A 14583-nucleotide genomic window follows, 5' to 3' on the forward strand; every position below is an offset into this window, starting at 1 on the left:
CCATGCGGCTGGACGGCAAAACCGCCATGATCGTCGGCGCCGGCTCGGGCATCGGAGCGGCGACGGCGCGTCTCTTCGCCGGGCTCGGCGCTCGGTGCCTGCTGATCGGGCCGGATGCCGAACCACTCGAAGAGATCGCGAGCGCGACCGATGCCGAGGCCATGACTGCTGATGCCTCCCAACCGGCAGACATGGCCAAAGCGGTCGCGCTCGTGAACCGACACCACGGCGCGGTCGATATCCTCGTCAATTGCGCCGGTGGCGGTGGCAACGCGCCGCTCGGCGATTTATCCGACGCCGAATGGTCGAAAGCGCTCTCCACCAATCTCGAGACGGCGCGGATCTCCGCCGCTGCTTGCCTTCCGGACCTGATCAGAACGCGCGGATCGATCGTCTTTGTCGCCTCGCTCGCCGGGCTCAGGGCCGTGCCCGGCGCGACGGGCTATATCGCTGCGAAACATGCTGTGGTCGGCCTCATGAAGGCGATCGCGGCGGACTATGGCCCATCGGGCGTCCGCGTCAACGCGGTGTGCCCGGGCCTGGTGCGGACAGCGATGGCCGATGCCGTGATGGATCACTTCGCCGGCGAAAACGGGCTCGACCGTGTCGGGATGTATGCGCGCGCCACCGGGAGATACCCGCTGCGGCGACCGGGCGAGCCGGACGAGATCGCGCGCGCCATCGCCTTTCTGGCGAGCGACTGGGCATCGTTCATCACCGGGGAATGCCTGGTGGCGGACGGCGGCGGATCGGTCGTGGACGTGTTTTGATGGCCGACGACGGCCGGATTTCGAGGAGACGCAGCGTGTTCGCAAGGAATGTGGTTCACACGGGATATCTGGTCGGCGACATCGAGCGCTCGCTGCGCTTCTACGAGAAGTTCGGCTTTGGCATCCATATCCGCATGCCGATGGGCGATGCCGAGCAGAACAAGATCGGCGAGGTCGTCTTCCTTGCACTGCCCGGTGATGGGCCGCGTCTGGAGCTTCAGCAACTATTCGCGCGGCCCGTGCCCGATGCCGGCAATGCGCGTGGTCATATCGGGATCACCATCGACGACATGGATATCGCGCTGGCCGCGTTGGTGCGTGAAGGCATTACTCCGGAAACCCCGCCCTTCCGTCCGGTGAAGGACGGCGCGACGATCTGCTTCTTCCGCGATCCCGACGGCCATCTCGTTGAACTGCTCGCCGGTCTGGAATTGTGAGATGACGATGACTCGGCCGCAACTGCTTCAGGGCAAAGTCATCGCCGTCACCGGCGCATCGAGCGGCATCGGTCGGGCGATCGCGATCGCAGCGGCGGAAGCCGGTGCGCGGATGGTTCTGGTGTCCGATGTCAGCGAAACACCGCGCGAAGGCGGACCGGCCACCGCCGAGCTAATCACCGGGCTCGGCTTTGCAGCTCGCTTCGTCCGCTGCGACGTGAGCCGCCAGCAGGATGCCCAGGCGCTGGCTACCGCGACGGATGAATTCGGCGGCCTCGACGGCATTGCCTGCAACGCCGGCATCGCGCTCGACGAGGATATGCTGACAGTGAGCGAGGTCGACTATCGCCGGATTACCGCTGTCAATCTCGACGGCGCCTTCTTTACGGCACAGGCGGCCGCGCAATCCATGGTCAGGCGGGGAGGGGGCGGCTCGATCGTCTTCACATCGAGTATGGGTGGCCTCCGTGGTTCGGCGATCACCACGGTCTATTCGTCCACGAAAGGAGCGGTTGTTCTGATGGCCGCTTCCATGGCCGACGCACTTGGACCCAAGGGTATCCGCGTCAACGCCGTCTGCCCTGGTGTGATCGATACCCAGCTTACCCAGATGGCGGGTGAAGCCAAACAGATCAAATCCATGGCGAACCGATCGGCGCTCAAGCGCCTCGGCCGCCCCGACGAGGTCGCTGCCGCGGCCATCTGGTTGCTGTCGAGCCAGGCATCCTACGTCACCGGCATAGCTTTACCGGTGGATGGAGGAACGACCGCAATTCTTTGAGGACGCCGTGCGGCGCTCCGCCCAGCCGACATGCATCGATGACACCGAAGCCGAACCGAAGAGGAGAACGTTATGGCAGAGGCAATGAAGGGGAGAGGCGTCAGTCGGCGCCAGCTTATTAAGAATACGGCCCTTGTTGGCGGCGCTGCAGCGCTCGGCCTGCCAATGCCGAGCATTTTGCGCGCGCAGGAAACGGCGATCAAGATCGGCTACATCACCTCTATCTCAGGTCCGCGCGCCACCTTCAGCGAGCCGGCCGAGTATAATGTCAACAAGATCAAGGCCCTGTTCAAGGATGGGCTGGAGATCGGCGGCAAGAAATACCCGATCGAAATCCTGATGCGCGACCAGCAGTCGAACCCTACGCGCGCCGGGGAAGTCGGCCGCGACCTCATCACCCAGGACAAGGTAGACATCCTGCTCGCTGATGACGGCGACTCCCATTTCGCCGCCGGCGAGATCGCCGACCAGCAGGGCGTGCCATTCGTCTCCACGATCAATCAGTGGGAGCCGTTCATTTTCGCCCGCAATTCCACGCCGGACAAGGGCTATCCCTGGTCGTTCATGTTCGCCTTCGGCGCGACTGACGTGGCCAAGACCTATGTCGGCCTCTGGGACTCGCTGCCGACAAACAAGAAGATCGGCCTGCTGTTTCTCGACATCCCTCCGGGTCATGCCTTCGGCAGCACGGAGAACGGCATTCCCGCCTTCCTGAAGCAGAAGGGCTACAACGTCGTCGATGGCGGCTTCGTCCGCTTCGACAGCGACGACTTTTCAAGCCAGATCGCCATGTTCAAGGAAGCCAGTTGCGACATTGTCGCCGGCTTCCTTCTCGACTCGCATTTCCAGACTTTCTGGGGCCAGGCTGTGCAGTCCGGCTTTATGCCGAAGGTAGTCACCTTCGCCGGTCCGTTCCTATTCCCGACAAGCCTTGTGGCACTCGGCGATCAGGGCGACGGCATGTCGGGCGAAGTCTGGTGGACACCGGATGTGCCGTTCAAATCGAGCCTCACCGGGCAGACGGCGCGCGAGATTGCCAATGACTGGGAAAACGAGACCGGCTTGCAGTGGACGCAGCCGCTCGGCTACATGCACGCGCTCTATGAAGTCGGCGTGGCCGCACTGCGTCATGCCAAGGACCCGCGTGACAAGGAAGGGATCCGCGAGGGCATTCGGCAGATGGCACTGGATACCGTGGTCGGCCCGGTCAATTTCCGCGACTCCAAGATCAAGAGCGTAGCGGTGACCGAAGTGGCCATGGGCCAATGGCGCAAGACCGCCGAGGGGTCCAAGTTCCCCTACGAGTTCGACACCGTCTATGCCGATCCGGTCCTCGCACCCAATCTCAAGCCGAACGCCAAGATGCGGCTTCTCGGTGAAGGCTGACTCCGCGCTGAAACTCTTCTCGGGGCGCGCAACGCGCGCGGCTCGCACACTCTGACCTCAACGGATTGTCCCATGTCCGAAATATTGAACGTACAGAATCTCAGGAAGAGCTATGGCTCGATCACTGTGGTCGATGACCTTTCCTTCAAGGTCGAGAAGGGCGAATGCCTCGGCGTGATCGGCCCGAATGGCGCGGGCAAGACCTCGCTTTTCAACGTTATCGACGGCGGTGTGGTCGTCGATGGCGGCAGGATCACGCTTGACGGCGAGGATGTGACGCGGCTGCCGCGGCACAAGCGTGCGCACAAGGGCATCGCCCGCGCCTATCAGGTGCCGCAGCCCTTTCCCGACCTCACCGTCTTCGAGAATGTACTCGTTGCCTCGACCTTCGCGGCCGGCCTGTCCGGCCACGAGGCGGAAGTCGGGGCTCTCGACGTGATCCGCCGGGTCGGCCTCAACGAGCGGCGCCGGGATCGCGCCGGCAGCCTCAGGCTGCTCGACCGCAAGCGGCTCGAGCTTGCCAAGGCACTTGCGGCGTCGCCAAAGCTGTTGCTGTTGGATGAGGTGGCCGGCGGCCTGACCGAGGCGGAGGTCGATGTGCTCGTCGAACTCGTGAAATCGCTGAAGCCGCATTATGCGATTATCTGGATCGAGCATGTCGCCCATGCGCTGGCCGCCACGGCGGACCGGCTGATGGCACTCCACTACGGGCGCAAGCTGATCGAAGGCACGCCCGACCAGGTTCTGAAAAGCCCTGAAGTCAGGGCCATCTATCTCGGGATTGTCGACGATGCAACTGCTTGAAACCACCGGGCTCGAAGCCTTTTACGGAGATTTCCAGGCTCTCTTCGGCCTTGAAATCAGCGTCGGTGAGGGCGAGACCGTCGCCATGATCGGCGCCAACGGTGCCGGCAAGAGTACTTTCCTGCAGGCGCTGGCCGGTCTCAACGACCAGAAGAAGGGTGCCATCCGCTTCGCCGGCCAAGACGTTACCCGGCTTCGCGCGGATCTCGTCTCACGTCTCGGCATCGGGCTCGTGCCCGAGGGGCGGATGATGTTCCCGAGCCTCACGGTCGAGGAAAACCTGCTTATGGGTCTCTGCACCGATCGTAAGGGACCCTGGACGCTGAAGAAAGTCTACGAGCTCTTTCCGGAGCTGCTCGAGATCCGCACCCGCTCTTCCGTCCGCATCTCCGGCGGGCAGCAACAGATGGTAGCGATCGGCCGGGCACTGCTCACCAATCCAAAACTGCTGCTCTGCGACGAGATATCGCTCGGACTTGCACCAAAAGTGACCAACGGCATCTATGCCTGCTTTTCCGAGATCAAAGCCACCGGCATGGCGATCCTACTCGTCGAGCAGGACATCGTGCGCGCCATTAAGGCGGCGGACCGGTTCTACTGCTTACTCGAAGGCAAGATCAGCCTTGGCGGCAACCCTCGAGATTACGGCATCGAGGAGATATCACGGTCCTATTTCGGAATTGGAGCGCACTGATGGCCTGGCTTGAAACCATCATCAATGGCCTACTTGTCGGCAGCCTCTACGCGCTCTTCGGCCTCGGCGCGGCGCTCACCTTCGGCATCGCCAAGATCGTCAATGTCGCCCATGGCGAGTTCATCGTGCTGGCAGGTTTCATCGGCATATTCCTGGTCTCGGTGATCCCGATCCATCCGCTCCTGATCCTGCCGATTGTGATCGTCATCGTCTTTGCGCTGGGCTACGGTCTGCAGACGGTGCTGCTCAATCGCGTCGTTGGCAAGGACCCGTTGCCGCCGATGCTGCTGACTTTCGGCCTCTCTATCGTCATCAAGAATGCGATGGTCGAATTTCTCGGCGCGACGCCACGCTCCATCAACATGGGCGGACTGCGCTTCAAGGGCATGGATGTCTTCGGCCTGAAGCTCGGCGTCCTGCCGGTCGTGATCTTCGCGATCTCTGTCTGCCTGTTCATTGCCCTGCATTTCTGGCTCAATCACACGCGCTACGGGCGGATTTTGCGCGCGACGGGCGACGAGCAGAAGATTGTTCAGCTCTTCGGCGTCAATTACAAGCGCGCCTTCGGCGTCGCCACCGGGCTCGCGCTCTCGATGTCCGCCGCCGCCGGCATGATGCTCGCCATGCGCTCGACAATCACGCCCTTTACCGGCGGCGACCGGCTTCTCATCGCCTTCGAGGTGGTGATCGTCGGCGGGCTAGGCTCGATGTGGGGCGCGCTGATCGGCGGCTTCGTTCTCGGTGTCACCCATCTCATGGGCCTGCGCTTCGATCCCAATAGCGGCCTGCTCTACGCGCACATCATGTTCTTCATCATCCTGACAATTATGCCGAGGGGGATTTCCGGATGGCGACAGTGACTTCCACCCGCGCAGCCATGTCGGACCAAGAGCGACCCTACCGGCTGATGGTGGTCTTCGTGATCCTGGCCCTGGCTGCCGCCGTTGCGCCCTTCCTGTTCGGTGAAGGCCTCATCCGGCTCGCCGGCGAAATCCTGCTCGTCTTCGCGATGGCGCAGATGTGGAACCTCCTGGCGGGCTATGTCGGGCTGCTGTCGATCGGCCATCAGGTCTTCGTTGGCGCCGGCGCTTATGGCATGTTCACGCTCTCGATCCATGCCGGCGTCAATCCTTACGTCGCCATTGCGCTCGCGCCGCTCGTCTCGGGCGTGCTGGCGGCGGTGATCGCGCCGATCCTGTTCCGCCTGCGGGATGCCTATTTCACCATCGGCATGTGGGTCTTTTCCGAGATCGTCTCGATCCTCGTCGGCAAGTCGTCCTGGCTCGGACAGCAGAACGGCCTGACGTTGACGGCGTTGCGCGACATGGATCCGGCCTGGATATCGCCGATCGGCTTCTGGTGGTCGGCGTTCGCCGCCCTCGGCAGTCTCGCCTTGCTGATCTGGCTGATGCGCTCACGGCTCGGCCTGGCGCTGATGGCGGTGCGTGACAATGACACCGCCGCGTCGAGCCTCGGTATCGACGTCTGGTGGAGCCGCTTCATCGCCTTCGTCGTCTCGGCGGCGGGAACCGGACTGTGCGGTGCGATCTATTTCCTCGGGCCGGCCCATGTCCTGCCGGCCTCGGGCTTCGATCCCAACTGGGTCGTCACCGTGCTCTTCATCTGCGTGGTCGGTGGACTTGGCACGATCGAAGGCCCGATCGTCGGCACCATCGTCTATTTCGCGCTGCGGCAGCTCTTCGCCGACAGCGGCAACTGGTACCTGATCCTGATGGGCTCGGTCGCCGTCGTCACGATGCTCGTTGCGCGCAACGGAATCTGGGGAACATTGCACCGGAAATATGGGGTGTCGGTGATCGGCATTACGCGGCAGCCGCCCGAAAATGATAACTGACGGGCGCACTCGACCGCTTCGTCGAGATCCTCAGGCTGTTCGACGAACGCAAGTCCGACTGGACCATCCACGAAGCAACTGAGCTCCGAGCTTGCAAACCTACGCGAGCTCAGTATTTGCGAAACTCGCGGTGAAGTCGACCAAGATCTCGTTGGGATTTCCGCGCTGCTTCGGAATGTGTCGCTCGGAATCGGCGCTTCGGGGTCGGTCATCGTGGGGGCTCGCATGCTGAACGATGAGCTGCGCGCAAAGATCTATGCAGCGGTAACTGCGACTGGCCGGATGATCGAAAGCTTCATGCCTGAAGTCTGACGCCTCAGCCTCGCCGAGGTTGGACGAACCCTCGTGTCGCTCAGGACGGAGATTGTGCCGGCTCAGGGGCGGTGGCTCTTGAGAAAAATAGCGCAGGCCGGCCTGACATTCTCCATGATCTCGGCGTCGGTGACGTTGCTGCGAATTCCCCACAGGCACTGTTCCACCAGGCGTGCTTCGCACAGGGATTTGAACCGCCACGCTTCCGACACGGGGTCATCGATCGTAAGTTCACCTGTCTCCGCTGACTGCTGCAGGGTCGACGCAATAACGCCTATCACGCTTTTCGGGCCGTTGTCGTAAAAGATCTTGCCGAGTTCGGGAAACCGTCCTGCTTCCGCTATCACGAGACGGTTGACCGACATGATCTCGTTCGAGAGCAGGAAGCGCAGGTAGCGGCGGGCTAGGGCCATGAGCCGCGCCTCGACGCTGGCTGGCACCTCCTCAAGGGCGATGAATTCCTCCCAACGCTGCTGCCCCGCGCTGACGACGAAGGCCGCGAAGACTTCCTCCTTGGAGGAGAAATAGCCGTAAAGCGTACCTTTTGACCCGCCTACAGCAGCAGCAATTGTCGCCATGGATACGGATCCATAGCCTTGCGAGAGAAACAGTTCTCCCGCGATGCTGATGATTTCGTTTTTCTTTTTTTCGGTCTTTACGCGCATGGCGCTTTATAACCGTAACGAGCTGTACTGTTAAGTTTGACCGAACGCAATTTCCATAATAGTACTCACGTGTACGATTATGAGGAGGTAGACGATGTGCAAGCTTTTCCCAAAATCTGCGGAATTCACCGGAGGTCTCTACAAACCGGCGCGGTTTGAGGGTGAGGTCTACGACCTTGAAGTCGACGGAGACGTACCGGAGCAGATCGACGGGACCTTCTTCCAGGTGGCGCCAGACCCGCAATATCCGCCGATGCTCGGGGAAGACATCTTCTTCAATGGCGATGGTGCCATCAGCGCTTTTTCGTTCAAGAACGGTCATGTCGACTTTAAGCGACGATATGTGATGACGGAGCGTCTGAAGGCGCAACGCGCGGCCCGGGCATCGCTGCACGGCATTTACCGTAATCCGTATACGAACGATCCCAGTGTTCGCGACCTGAACAACAGTACGGCGAACACCAACGTCGTCGTGCATGGCGGCAAGCTTCTGGCACTGAAAGAAGACAGTGCACCCTATGCGCTCGATCCCATAACGATGGAAACGATTGGGCTCTGGGACTTCAACGGGCAATTGACCAGCGCGACCTTTACCGCGCACCCGAAGATCGATCCTGCTACCGGAGCCCTCCTCTGTTTCGGGTACGAGGCCAGAGGTGAGGCGACACCCGACATCGTCTATTACGAGATCGATTCCTCCGGTCGGAAGAAGCGCGAGATATGGATCGTCGCGCCCTATGCGGCGATGATTCATGATTTCGCGGTGACCGAAAACTACGTTATCTTCCCGTTGATGCCTTTGACCTCAGATCTTGATCGCATGAAGAATGGCGGGCGTCATTTCGAATGGCAACCGGGGCTCGATCAGCTGTTCGGCGTGCTTCGCCGGGATGGCGATGGCCGGGACGTCCGCTGGTTCAAGGCGCCGAACGGCTTCCAGGGGCATACGCTCAACGCTTTCGATGACCGTGGCCGGATCTTTATCGACATGCCGATCACCAGCGGCAACATCTTCTATTTCTTCCCTCAGGAAGACGGCACTGTACCGCCACCGGAAACGCTGGCCTCCAACATGATGCGTCTGACAATCGATATGAATTCCACCGGGAACGGTCTGGAAATGACGCCCTTGACGCAGTTTCCCTGCGAATTCCCGCGGAGCGATGACCGCTACATGGGCCGGCATTACAGCCATGGATTTGTCATCGCCATGGACCCGAGCAAGCCTTTCAATGAAGAGCAGATCGGGCCACGTCCGTTTCAGTTCTTCAATCAGCTGGCGCATATCAATGTCGCGACGGGCCGGATCAAAACCTGGTTTGCGGACGACCAGTCGTGCTTCCAGGAGCCGATCTTCGTTCCGAAAAGTGCCGATGCGGCGGAAGGGGAGGGTTATGTCATTGCCCTTCGCAATCGACTGCTGGAGCAGTCTACCGACCTGTTGATCCTCGACGCGCAGCACCTGGACGATGGCCCAATCGCAACCGTCAAGCTTCCGATCCGACTGCGCATGTCACTGCATGGAAACTGGGTACCAAACTCCGTTTTGCAGGCTAGCTAGCATCCGCATCACTCCGATTTTGCTCCCGTTGAGGCGGGTGACGGCAGGCGACTTGATGATTTGAAACCTCGCAGACGAAGTCTGCGAGCCTAGTGTCTGTATTATTGAATTAAAGAATAACGTAACAGCACTGTTGATCAAAGATTATCATTTTATGATAATGTCGTCTTGACGATCTGTAATTTTGTAGAGTAGGCTTTTGTAAGTAAGGAGGCCCGTCAGTTGCATTGCCGGATCCGAGCCGAGCGATATTCGGTGACGGAGCGGGCGATGACAGACGCCGCGAGAGGAGAGCAAGCCGTGCAACAGTCAGTCGATCATTCCGTCTTTGTCCCGCGACCCTACGAAGGGTTCACCGGGCAGTTCATCGCCGGTCGTTGGCTGGCCGGCACGGCGGGTAGTGCCGTCCTCGACCGAAATCCCTATGATGATTCCGTTCTTGCAGAGCTCGCCCAGGCTAGCGTGAGCGATCTTGATCAGGCTTTCGATGCGGCCAAACGCGCGCAGGTCGAATGGTCGTCCGTGCTGCCGTCGGAGCGCGCCGTGCTGTTCTCCCGGGCCGTCGCCATCCTGGATGCACGCAGGGAAGAAATCATCCAATGGCTGGTCCACGAATCCGGCAGCACGCGTATCAAGGCCGGCATCGAATGGGGTGCGGTACGTGCCGGCATGCTGGAGGCGGCCACCATGCCGACAGCAGCCCAGGGATACATCATTCCTGTCGACAAACCCGGCAAGGAAGCACGGGTCTACAAGAAGCCTGTCGGTGTTGTCGGTGTCATCAGCCCGTGGAATTTTCCGCTGCATCTCTCCAACCGATCGGTGGCACCGGCGCTGGCGCTCGGCAATGCAGTCGTGTTGAAGCCATCGAATGACACGCCTGTCACGGGTGGGCTGCTGCTGGCAAAGATCTACGAAGAGGCTGGCCTTCCCGCGGGTGTTCTCAATGTCGTGGTGGGCAGTTCCGACGTGATCGGAGACGCATTTTCGCGCCATCCCGTGCCGCGCGTGCTGACCTTTACAGGTTCCACGCCGGTCGGGCGCCACATTGCCCGAGTGGCCGCTGAATCGTCACTGTTGAAGCGCGTCGGGCTTGAGCTCGGTGGCAATGCGCCGCTCGTCGTGCTGGATGATGCCGATCTCGAGAAGGCTGTCGGGGCAGCGCTGATCGGGCGCTTCATGCATCAGGGCCAGATCTGCATGAGCACCAACCGCATCATCGTCGATGCATTGCTCTATGATCGGTTCGTCGACGCTTACACAGAAGCTGCAAAGGCTGTGAAGTTCGGAGATCCGAACGCGCCGGATACGCTGGTCGGGCCGCTCTGCAACGACAGTCAGATGCGCAGCGTTCTAAAGAGCATCGCGCTTGCCCGAGAAAGCGGCTTCCGTGAATGCTCATCCGGCGCAATCGAGGGCCGCGTCGTGCCTCCGCATGTCTTTGCGGACGTCGACAATAGTTCCGAGTTTGCCCGCAACGAGATCTTCGGGCCTGTCGCTCCGATTATCCGGGCGGCGAATGAAGCCGAGGCGCTCGCTTTTGCCAATGCCACGGAGTTCGGATTGTCCAGCGCCGTGTTCACCCGAAACGAGGCGCGGGGCCTCGCCTTTGCTCAGCGTATAGAGGCGGGCATGACGCATATCAACGACATCACCATCCACGATTATCCGCATGTGATGTTCGGGGGCGAGAAAAACTCGGGACTCGGCCGTTTCAACGGGAAGTGGATCATCGAAGAATTCACCACGGATCACTTCATATCGATCCAGCGGTAACGGCACGGCGCTGCTTCGAGGAGGGGCGCGCTCATTCTACTTTGAGATCAGACATGCCCCCGGTCGGGTTGGCCGGCAGATTGATCATATCGGCAAAATCAAGGGAGCCACGGCACGTCTCACGCGTGACGCCGACCTGTGCCTGCAAGGAGAAGGATAAAATGCAGACTATGACAGCGGGCACCCGTCACGGGCTGCTGCTGGTGGCGGCCGCATGGCTCGCCCCGATCGGGTCGACCCTGTTCGCGCCCGTCTTGCCACACATGATCGAGCACTTCGCGGATGTGCCGCGCGCGTCTGTGCTGGCACCGCTTGCACTGGTCACGCCCGCTCTATTCGTGGCGCTGCTTGCGCCTGTTGCTGGTTTGCTTACCGACCGTTTCGGCCGGCGGAGCGTGCTGGCCTGGGCGCTCGGGCTTTACGCTGCCGCTGGCGTCGCGCCGTTCTGGCTCGACAATCTTTACGCCATCATAGCGACCCGCACGATCGTCGGCATCGCCGAGGCGGGCGTCATGACGGCGAGTACGGCGCTGATCTGCGACTATTTCACGGGACATCGGCGCGCCCACTGGCTTTCGGTACAGTTCGGTTCTGCAGCCCTGGTGGCGACCGTGTGCTTCATCTTGGCCGGCTTTCTCGGCAACTACAACTGGCGGGCGCCCTTCCTGGTCTATGGCGCAACGGCGCTTTTCATTCCGCTGATCCTGTCGATCATCTTCGAGCCGGCACGCGGCGCCGGGGTTAAAGCTGCTGAGCCTACTGTCGCGGATAGCATTCGCAGCATCATCGACCTTCGCTTTGTCGGCACACTGTCGGCGACGCTCATCTGTGGGGCGCTCTTCTACATCACGCCCGTCCATATCTCGCTGGTTCTGAGCGAACGCGGCTATACCGGCCCGAGCATGCTGGGGCTGGCGAGCGCCATGGGATCCGTCGGTGTTGTCGCAGGCGCCGCACTCTTCCGCTTTCAATCAAGGCGGCCGGTCGGCGCGCTGCTCACCGGTGCCATGCTGACCCAAGCGATTGGCTTTGCCGTTCTCTATACCCAATCGTCGTTGGCCGGGGGTGTCGTCGGCATGTTCATCAACAATGTCGGTTGCGGCATTTCCCTGCCGCTCGTCCTCGCCTTCACCATGGGCAAGCTGCCGGAAGGCTACCGGGGCCGTGTCTCCGGTCTGTGGACGTCGATGTTCTTCATCGGCCAGTTCGTCTGCCCGATCGTCGTCGCCGGTGTCGCCTCGCTGGGCGGCGGGATGGTCGCCGCGATGGCGATCTTTGCCGGTTTCACGATGCTGTGCGGACTACTTCTGCTGGCCGGCCTTGCCTTCGGCCGAGCGCCTCGAGAGCCGGCCACGACGGGCAACCCGGTCGTTCCGGTGCATTGAAATTCATCAAAGGGGACTGAAATGAAAAGATCACCTTCCAATGGCAGGCTGGCATGGCTCGCGCTAGCTGGACTGACCTTTCTGCCGGACAATGCTGCGCACGCCGCAGAATTCTACCAGACCGTGACACCAGGGGCGACATCCGACATCAGGGCAGCCGAACTGCCGCCGGAGCCGGGCTTCTACGCGATCGGTGGCCTGTGGGGTAACCGGCGCGACCGCCTCAATGACGCCCATGGCGACCCGAAGTTTCCGGACACGGACGAGCAGCTTCTACAGGGCCAACTGGGTGGGCTCTACGTTTATCCGGGCGAGCTGTTGGGCGGCCGGATGGCCTCGTCGCTGATCTTTGCGTATGGCAAACACGATATGACGATCACCGACACCTTGCCGGTGGATCTGAGCAGCAAGCACACCGGCTTCTTTGACGCCTATTCCGACCTCTTCTTCTGGTCCAAGAGCTGGTATGAAGGGCCGTCTCCGGCAGCCGACGGGCAGCCAAGGCCAACGGCTGACTTCGTGCCTCCGATGCCCGTCGGCTTTACGCTTGGCCTGGGCCTCGGCGTAACCATCCCGATCGGCAGTTACGACAACACGGCCGTCGGCAATCCCGGCTTTAACAACTGGGTCATTTCGCCGAATGTCGCCTTCACCTACCGAACGAAACCCATCTTCCTGGATGCCACAGAGTTTTCCGGAAGGCTATTCTATAACCACAACTTCGAACGGGAAGATGCGACGGGTGGCTTCACTTACCGTGACGGCGACTATCTCTCCGCCGACTTCGCCGTCACGGAGCGCTACAATCGTTTCCAGTTCGGCCTCGCAGGCAATATCAGCTGGCAGATCGAGGACGATACCGGCTCGCTTGCGGTGGCGGCCACCGATGGACAGAGGCACCGCTCGATCCGGCTCGGACCGGTTCTGGCCGTTGATTTCCCCGAACAGCGCACGACGGTTTCGATCAAATACCTGACCGACGTGTACAGCCGGAATGCATACGATGGCGACTATCTCCAACTCAGCTTCATACGGAAGATTTGGTGATGCCGAGTCTCCTGTTGAGAGTGTTGACCGCCGGTGATGCGACGACACGCGCTATCGGCTCGGCTCGGGAAACGCGACTTTGATGACTAAACCATCGAGGGGCGTGTGGCAGCAGTTGCAGCGTCTCCATGCGCATTCTACGGCTCGGGGATGATGGCGAACCCAGATCGACGTCTCGCGTCTGGTACTGGCTTAACTTTGTGAAGGAGCTGGTAGCAGTGCAGCCAGCTGCAGATCTCCTAAGCCTTCACTATCGTCTCAGTCGCTCCATCATATTTAGCTCCGAGAGTGCCCGTCCGAACTGGGTCATGCCCTGACCACCCTTGGCCTCCTTCTTCGCCACCCGGAACACGGAGTGCTTGTCGGAATAAAAGGCGACGGCGCGCCGTGCTGCTTCAGATAAAGCTCCAGTGCGTCGAAATAGCTGAAGGCGCTTTCCGAGCGCACGAACCGCAACTGCATCAACCGGCCCGTCGCATCGTCGACAAACACCAGGAGCGAGCACGGATCTCCACGATCCTCAAACCAGCGATGCTCGGACCCGTCGATCTGCACCAGCTCGCCATAGGCTTCACGCCGCAGCCGCGGCTGATGAAACGTCCGCCGCTGCTTGCGTGACAGCCACAGTCCGGCCTCCGACATCCAGCTGCGCAACGTCTCGCGCGACACACGCAATCCATCGCGCTCGGCAAGCTTCTCAGCCGCCAGCGTCGGACCGAAATCCGCATAACGCTCGCGAACCAGCGCCACCGCGTAATCCCGAACACCGTCGCTGATCCGGTTGTTCGACGGCCGGCCGATCGCCTTGTGCCGGATCGACGCTGCGCCGTCAGTCCGTATTCGATCCAGCAGCCGACGCACCTGGCGCGTACTCAGGTCAAGCACATGCGCCGCCGACGCCAACGTCATCCGTCCGTCGACAACCCTCGACAAAACCTCGATCCGCTGCAGATCCCGCTCGCTCATCGCAATCAGTCCCATCCGCAAACTCCCACGTCATCAAACGCGGGGAGAATGACATTCCAACTTTGCAGAAACAGGACACTTTAACTTTGCGGCTACAAACAATGTCAAAGCTGATTAGGAATGCGACTCTGCCAACCGATTAGA

General features: G+C 60.9%; 13 protein-coding genes and 1 pseudogene. 12 read left to right on the forward strand and 2 right to left on the reverse strand.

The window, feature by feature from the left end; translation table 11 throughout:
- The first annotated feature begins 2 nt into the window (after positions 1–2).
- The 8 genes from GGD53_RS22675 to GGD53_RS22710 all read left to right on the forward strand — a co-directional run bounded on the left by GGD53_RS22675 (position 3) and on the right by GGD53_RS22710 (position 6727).
- Entirely contained in the window at positions 3–770 is a 768-nt protein-coding gene (locus GGD53_RS22675) for an SDR family NAD(P)-dependent oxidoreductase (protein ID WP_184459104.1), read from the forward strand.
- The gene (locus GGD53_RS22680) at positions 770–1207 is read left to right on the forward strand and encodes a VOC family protein (protein WP_184459105.1); all 438 of its coding nucleotides are present in this window, start codon (positions 770–772) and stop codon (positions 1205–1207) included. Before GGD53_RS22675 ends, GGD53_RS22680 begins: the two co-directional genes overlap by 1 nt.
- 1 nt (position 1208) lies before the next feature.
- Positions 1209–1988, forward strand: a complete 780-nt coding sequence (locus GGD53_RS22685) for an SDR family NAD(P)-dependent oxidoreductase (RefSeq protein ID WP_348647446.1) — start codon at positions 1209–1211, stop codon at positions 1986–1988.
- A 72-nt stretch (positions 1989–2060) separates the two neighbouring features.
- A complete protein-coding gene (locus GGD53_RS22690; RefSeq protein WP_184459106.1) occupies positions 2061–3374 on the forward strand; it encodes an ABC transporter substrate-binding protein in 1314 nt (437 codons plus the stop codon).
- 72 nt (positions 3375–3446) lie between these two features.
- Complete coding sequence (locus tag GGD53_RS22695; protein ID WP_184459107.1) at positions 3447–4178, forward strand: ABC transporter ATP-binding protein; 732 nt, start codon at positions 3447–3449, stop codon at positions 4176–4178.
- Complete coding sequence (locus GGD53_RS22700) at positions 4165–4872, forward strand: ABC transporter ATP-binding protein (RefSeq protein WP_184459108.1); 708 nt, start codon at positions 4165–4167, stop codon at positions 4870–4872. The genes GGD53_RS22695 and GGD53_RS22700 overlap by 14 nt, the downstream gene beginning before the upstream one ends.
- Positions 4872–5732, forward strand: a complete 861-nt coding sequence (locus GGD53_RS22705; RefSeq protein WP_184459109.1) for a branched-chain amino acid ABC transporter permease — start codon at positions 4872–4874, stop codon at positions 5730–5732. Before GGD53_RS22700 ends, GGD53_RS22705 begins: the two co-directional genes overlap by 1 nt.
- A complete protein-coding gene (locus GGD53_RS22710) occupies positions 5720–6727 on the forward strand; it encodes a branched-chain amino acid ABC transporter permease (protein ID WP_246717857.1) in 1008 nt (335 codons plus the stop codon). Before GGD53_RS22705 ends, GGD53_RS22710 begins: the two co-directional genes overlap by 13 nt.
- A gap of 374 nt (positions 6728–7101) precedes the next feature.
- On the opposite strand, the gene GGD53_RS22720 is transcribed toward GGD53_RS22710, so the two are convergent.
- Complete coding sequence (locus GGD53_RS22720) at positions 7102–7704, reverse strand: TetR/AcrR family transcriptional regulator (RefSeq protein ID WP_184459110.1); 603 nt, start codon at positions 7702–7704, stop codon at positions 7102–7104.
- A gap of 94 nt (positions 7705–7798) precedes the next feature.
- Between GGD53_RS22720 and GGD53_RS22725 the strand changes: the two genes are divergently transcribed.
- The 4 genes from GGD53_RS22725 to GGD53_RS22740 all read left to right on the forward strand — a co-directional run bounded on the left by GGD53_RS22725 (position 7799) and on the right by GGD53_RS22740 (position 13473).
- On the forward strand, positions 7799–9265 hold the full coding sequence (locus GGD53_RS22725) for a carotenoid oxygenase family protein (protein WP_184459111.1): 1467 nt from the start codon (positions 7799–7801) through the stop codon (positions 9263–9265).
- Between the two features lie 300 nt (positions 9266–9565).
- Positions 9566–11041, forward strand: coding sequence for an aldehyde dehydrogenase family protein (locus GGD53_RS22730; RefSeq protein WP_432443149.1), 1476 nt, complete (start codon positions 9566–9568; stop codon positions 11039–11041).
- Between the two features lie 161 nt (positions 11042–11202).
- Entirely contained in the window at positions 11203–12426 is a 1224-nt protein-coding gene (locus GGD53_RS22735; RefSeq protein ID WP_184459113.1) for an MFS transporter, read from the forward strand.
- A 21-nt stretch (positions 12427–12447) separates the two neighbouring features.
- A complete protein-coding gene (locus tag GGD53_RS22740; RefSeq protein ID WP_184459114.1) occupies positions 12448–13473 on the forward strand; it encodes a SphA family protein in 1026 nt (341 codons plus the stop codon).
- A gap of 271 nt (positions 13474–13744) precedes the next feature.
- Here GGD53_RS22740 and GGD53_RS22745 read toward each other — a convergent pair.
- Positions 13745–14454: pseudogene (locus GGD53_RS22745) on the reverse strand (ISNCY family transposase); the annotation flags it as partial.
- Between the last annotated feature and the right edge of the window lie 129 nt (positions 14455–14583).

This window comes from Rhizobium aethiopicum, assembly GCF_014197535.1.
Classification (GTDB): domain Bacteria; phylum Pseudomonadota; class Alphaproteobacteria; order Rhizobiales; family Rhizobiaceae; genus Rhizobium; species Rhizobium aethiopicum_A.

Bases quoted from the DNA above. Each gene is read 5' to 3' on its own strand.
- GGD53_RS22675 (WP_184459104.1), top strand. From the start codon at position 3: ATGCGGCTGGACGGCAAAACCGCCATGATCGTCGGCGCCGGCTCGGGC.
- GGD53_RS22680 (WP_184459105.1), top strand. From the start codon at position 770: ATGGCCGACGACGGCCGGATTTCGAGGAGACGCAGCGTGTTCGCAAGG.
- GGD53_RS22685 (WP_348647446.1), top strand. From the start codon at position 1,209: ATGACGATGACTCGGCCGCAACTGCTTCAGGGCAAAGTCATCGCCGTC.
- GGD53_RS22690 (WP_184459106.1), top strand. From the start codon at position 2,061: ATGGCAGAGGCAATGAAGGGGAGAGGCGTCAGTCGGCGCCAGCTTATT.
- GGD53_RS22695 (WP_184459107.1), top strand. From the start codon at position 3,447: ATGTCCGAAATATTGAACGTACAGAATCTCAGGAAGAGCTATGGCTCG.
- GGD53_RS22700 (WP_184459108.1), top strand. From the start codon at position 4,165: ATGCAACTGCTTGAAACCACCGGGCTCGAAGCCTTTTACGGAGATTTC.
- GGD53_RS22705 (WP_184459109.1), top strand. From the start codon at position 4,872: ATGGCCTGGCTTGAAACCATCATCAATGGCCTACTTGTCGGCAGCCTC.
- GGD53_RS22710 (WP_246717857.1), top strand. From the start codon at position 5,720: ATGGCGACAGTGACTTCCACCCGCGCAGCCATGTCGGACCAAGAGCGA.
- GGD53_RS22720 (WP_184459110.1), bottom strand. From the start codon at position 7,704: ATGCGCGTAAAGACCGAAAAAAAGAAAAACGAAATCATCAGCATCGCG.
- GGD53_RS22725 (WP_184459111.1), top strand. From the start codon at position 7,799: ATGTGCAAGCTTTTCCCAAAATCTGCGGAATTCACCGGAGGTCTCTAC.
- GGD53_RS22735 (WP_184459113.1), top strand. From the start codon at position 11,203: ATGCAGACTATGACAGCGGGCACCCGTCACGGGCTGCTGCTGGTGGCG.
- GGD53_RS22740 (WP_184459114.1), top strand. From the start codon at position 12,448: ATGAAAAGATCACCTTCCAATGGCAGGCTGGCATGGCTCGCGCTAGCT.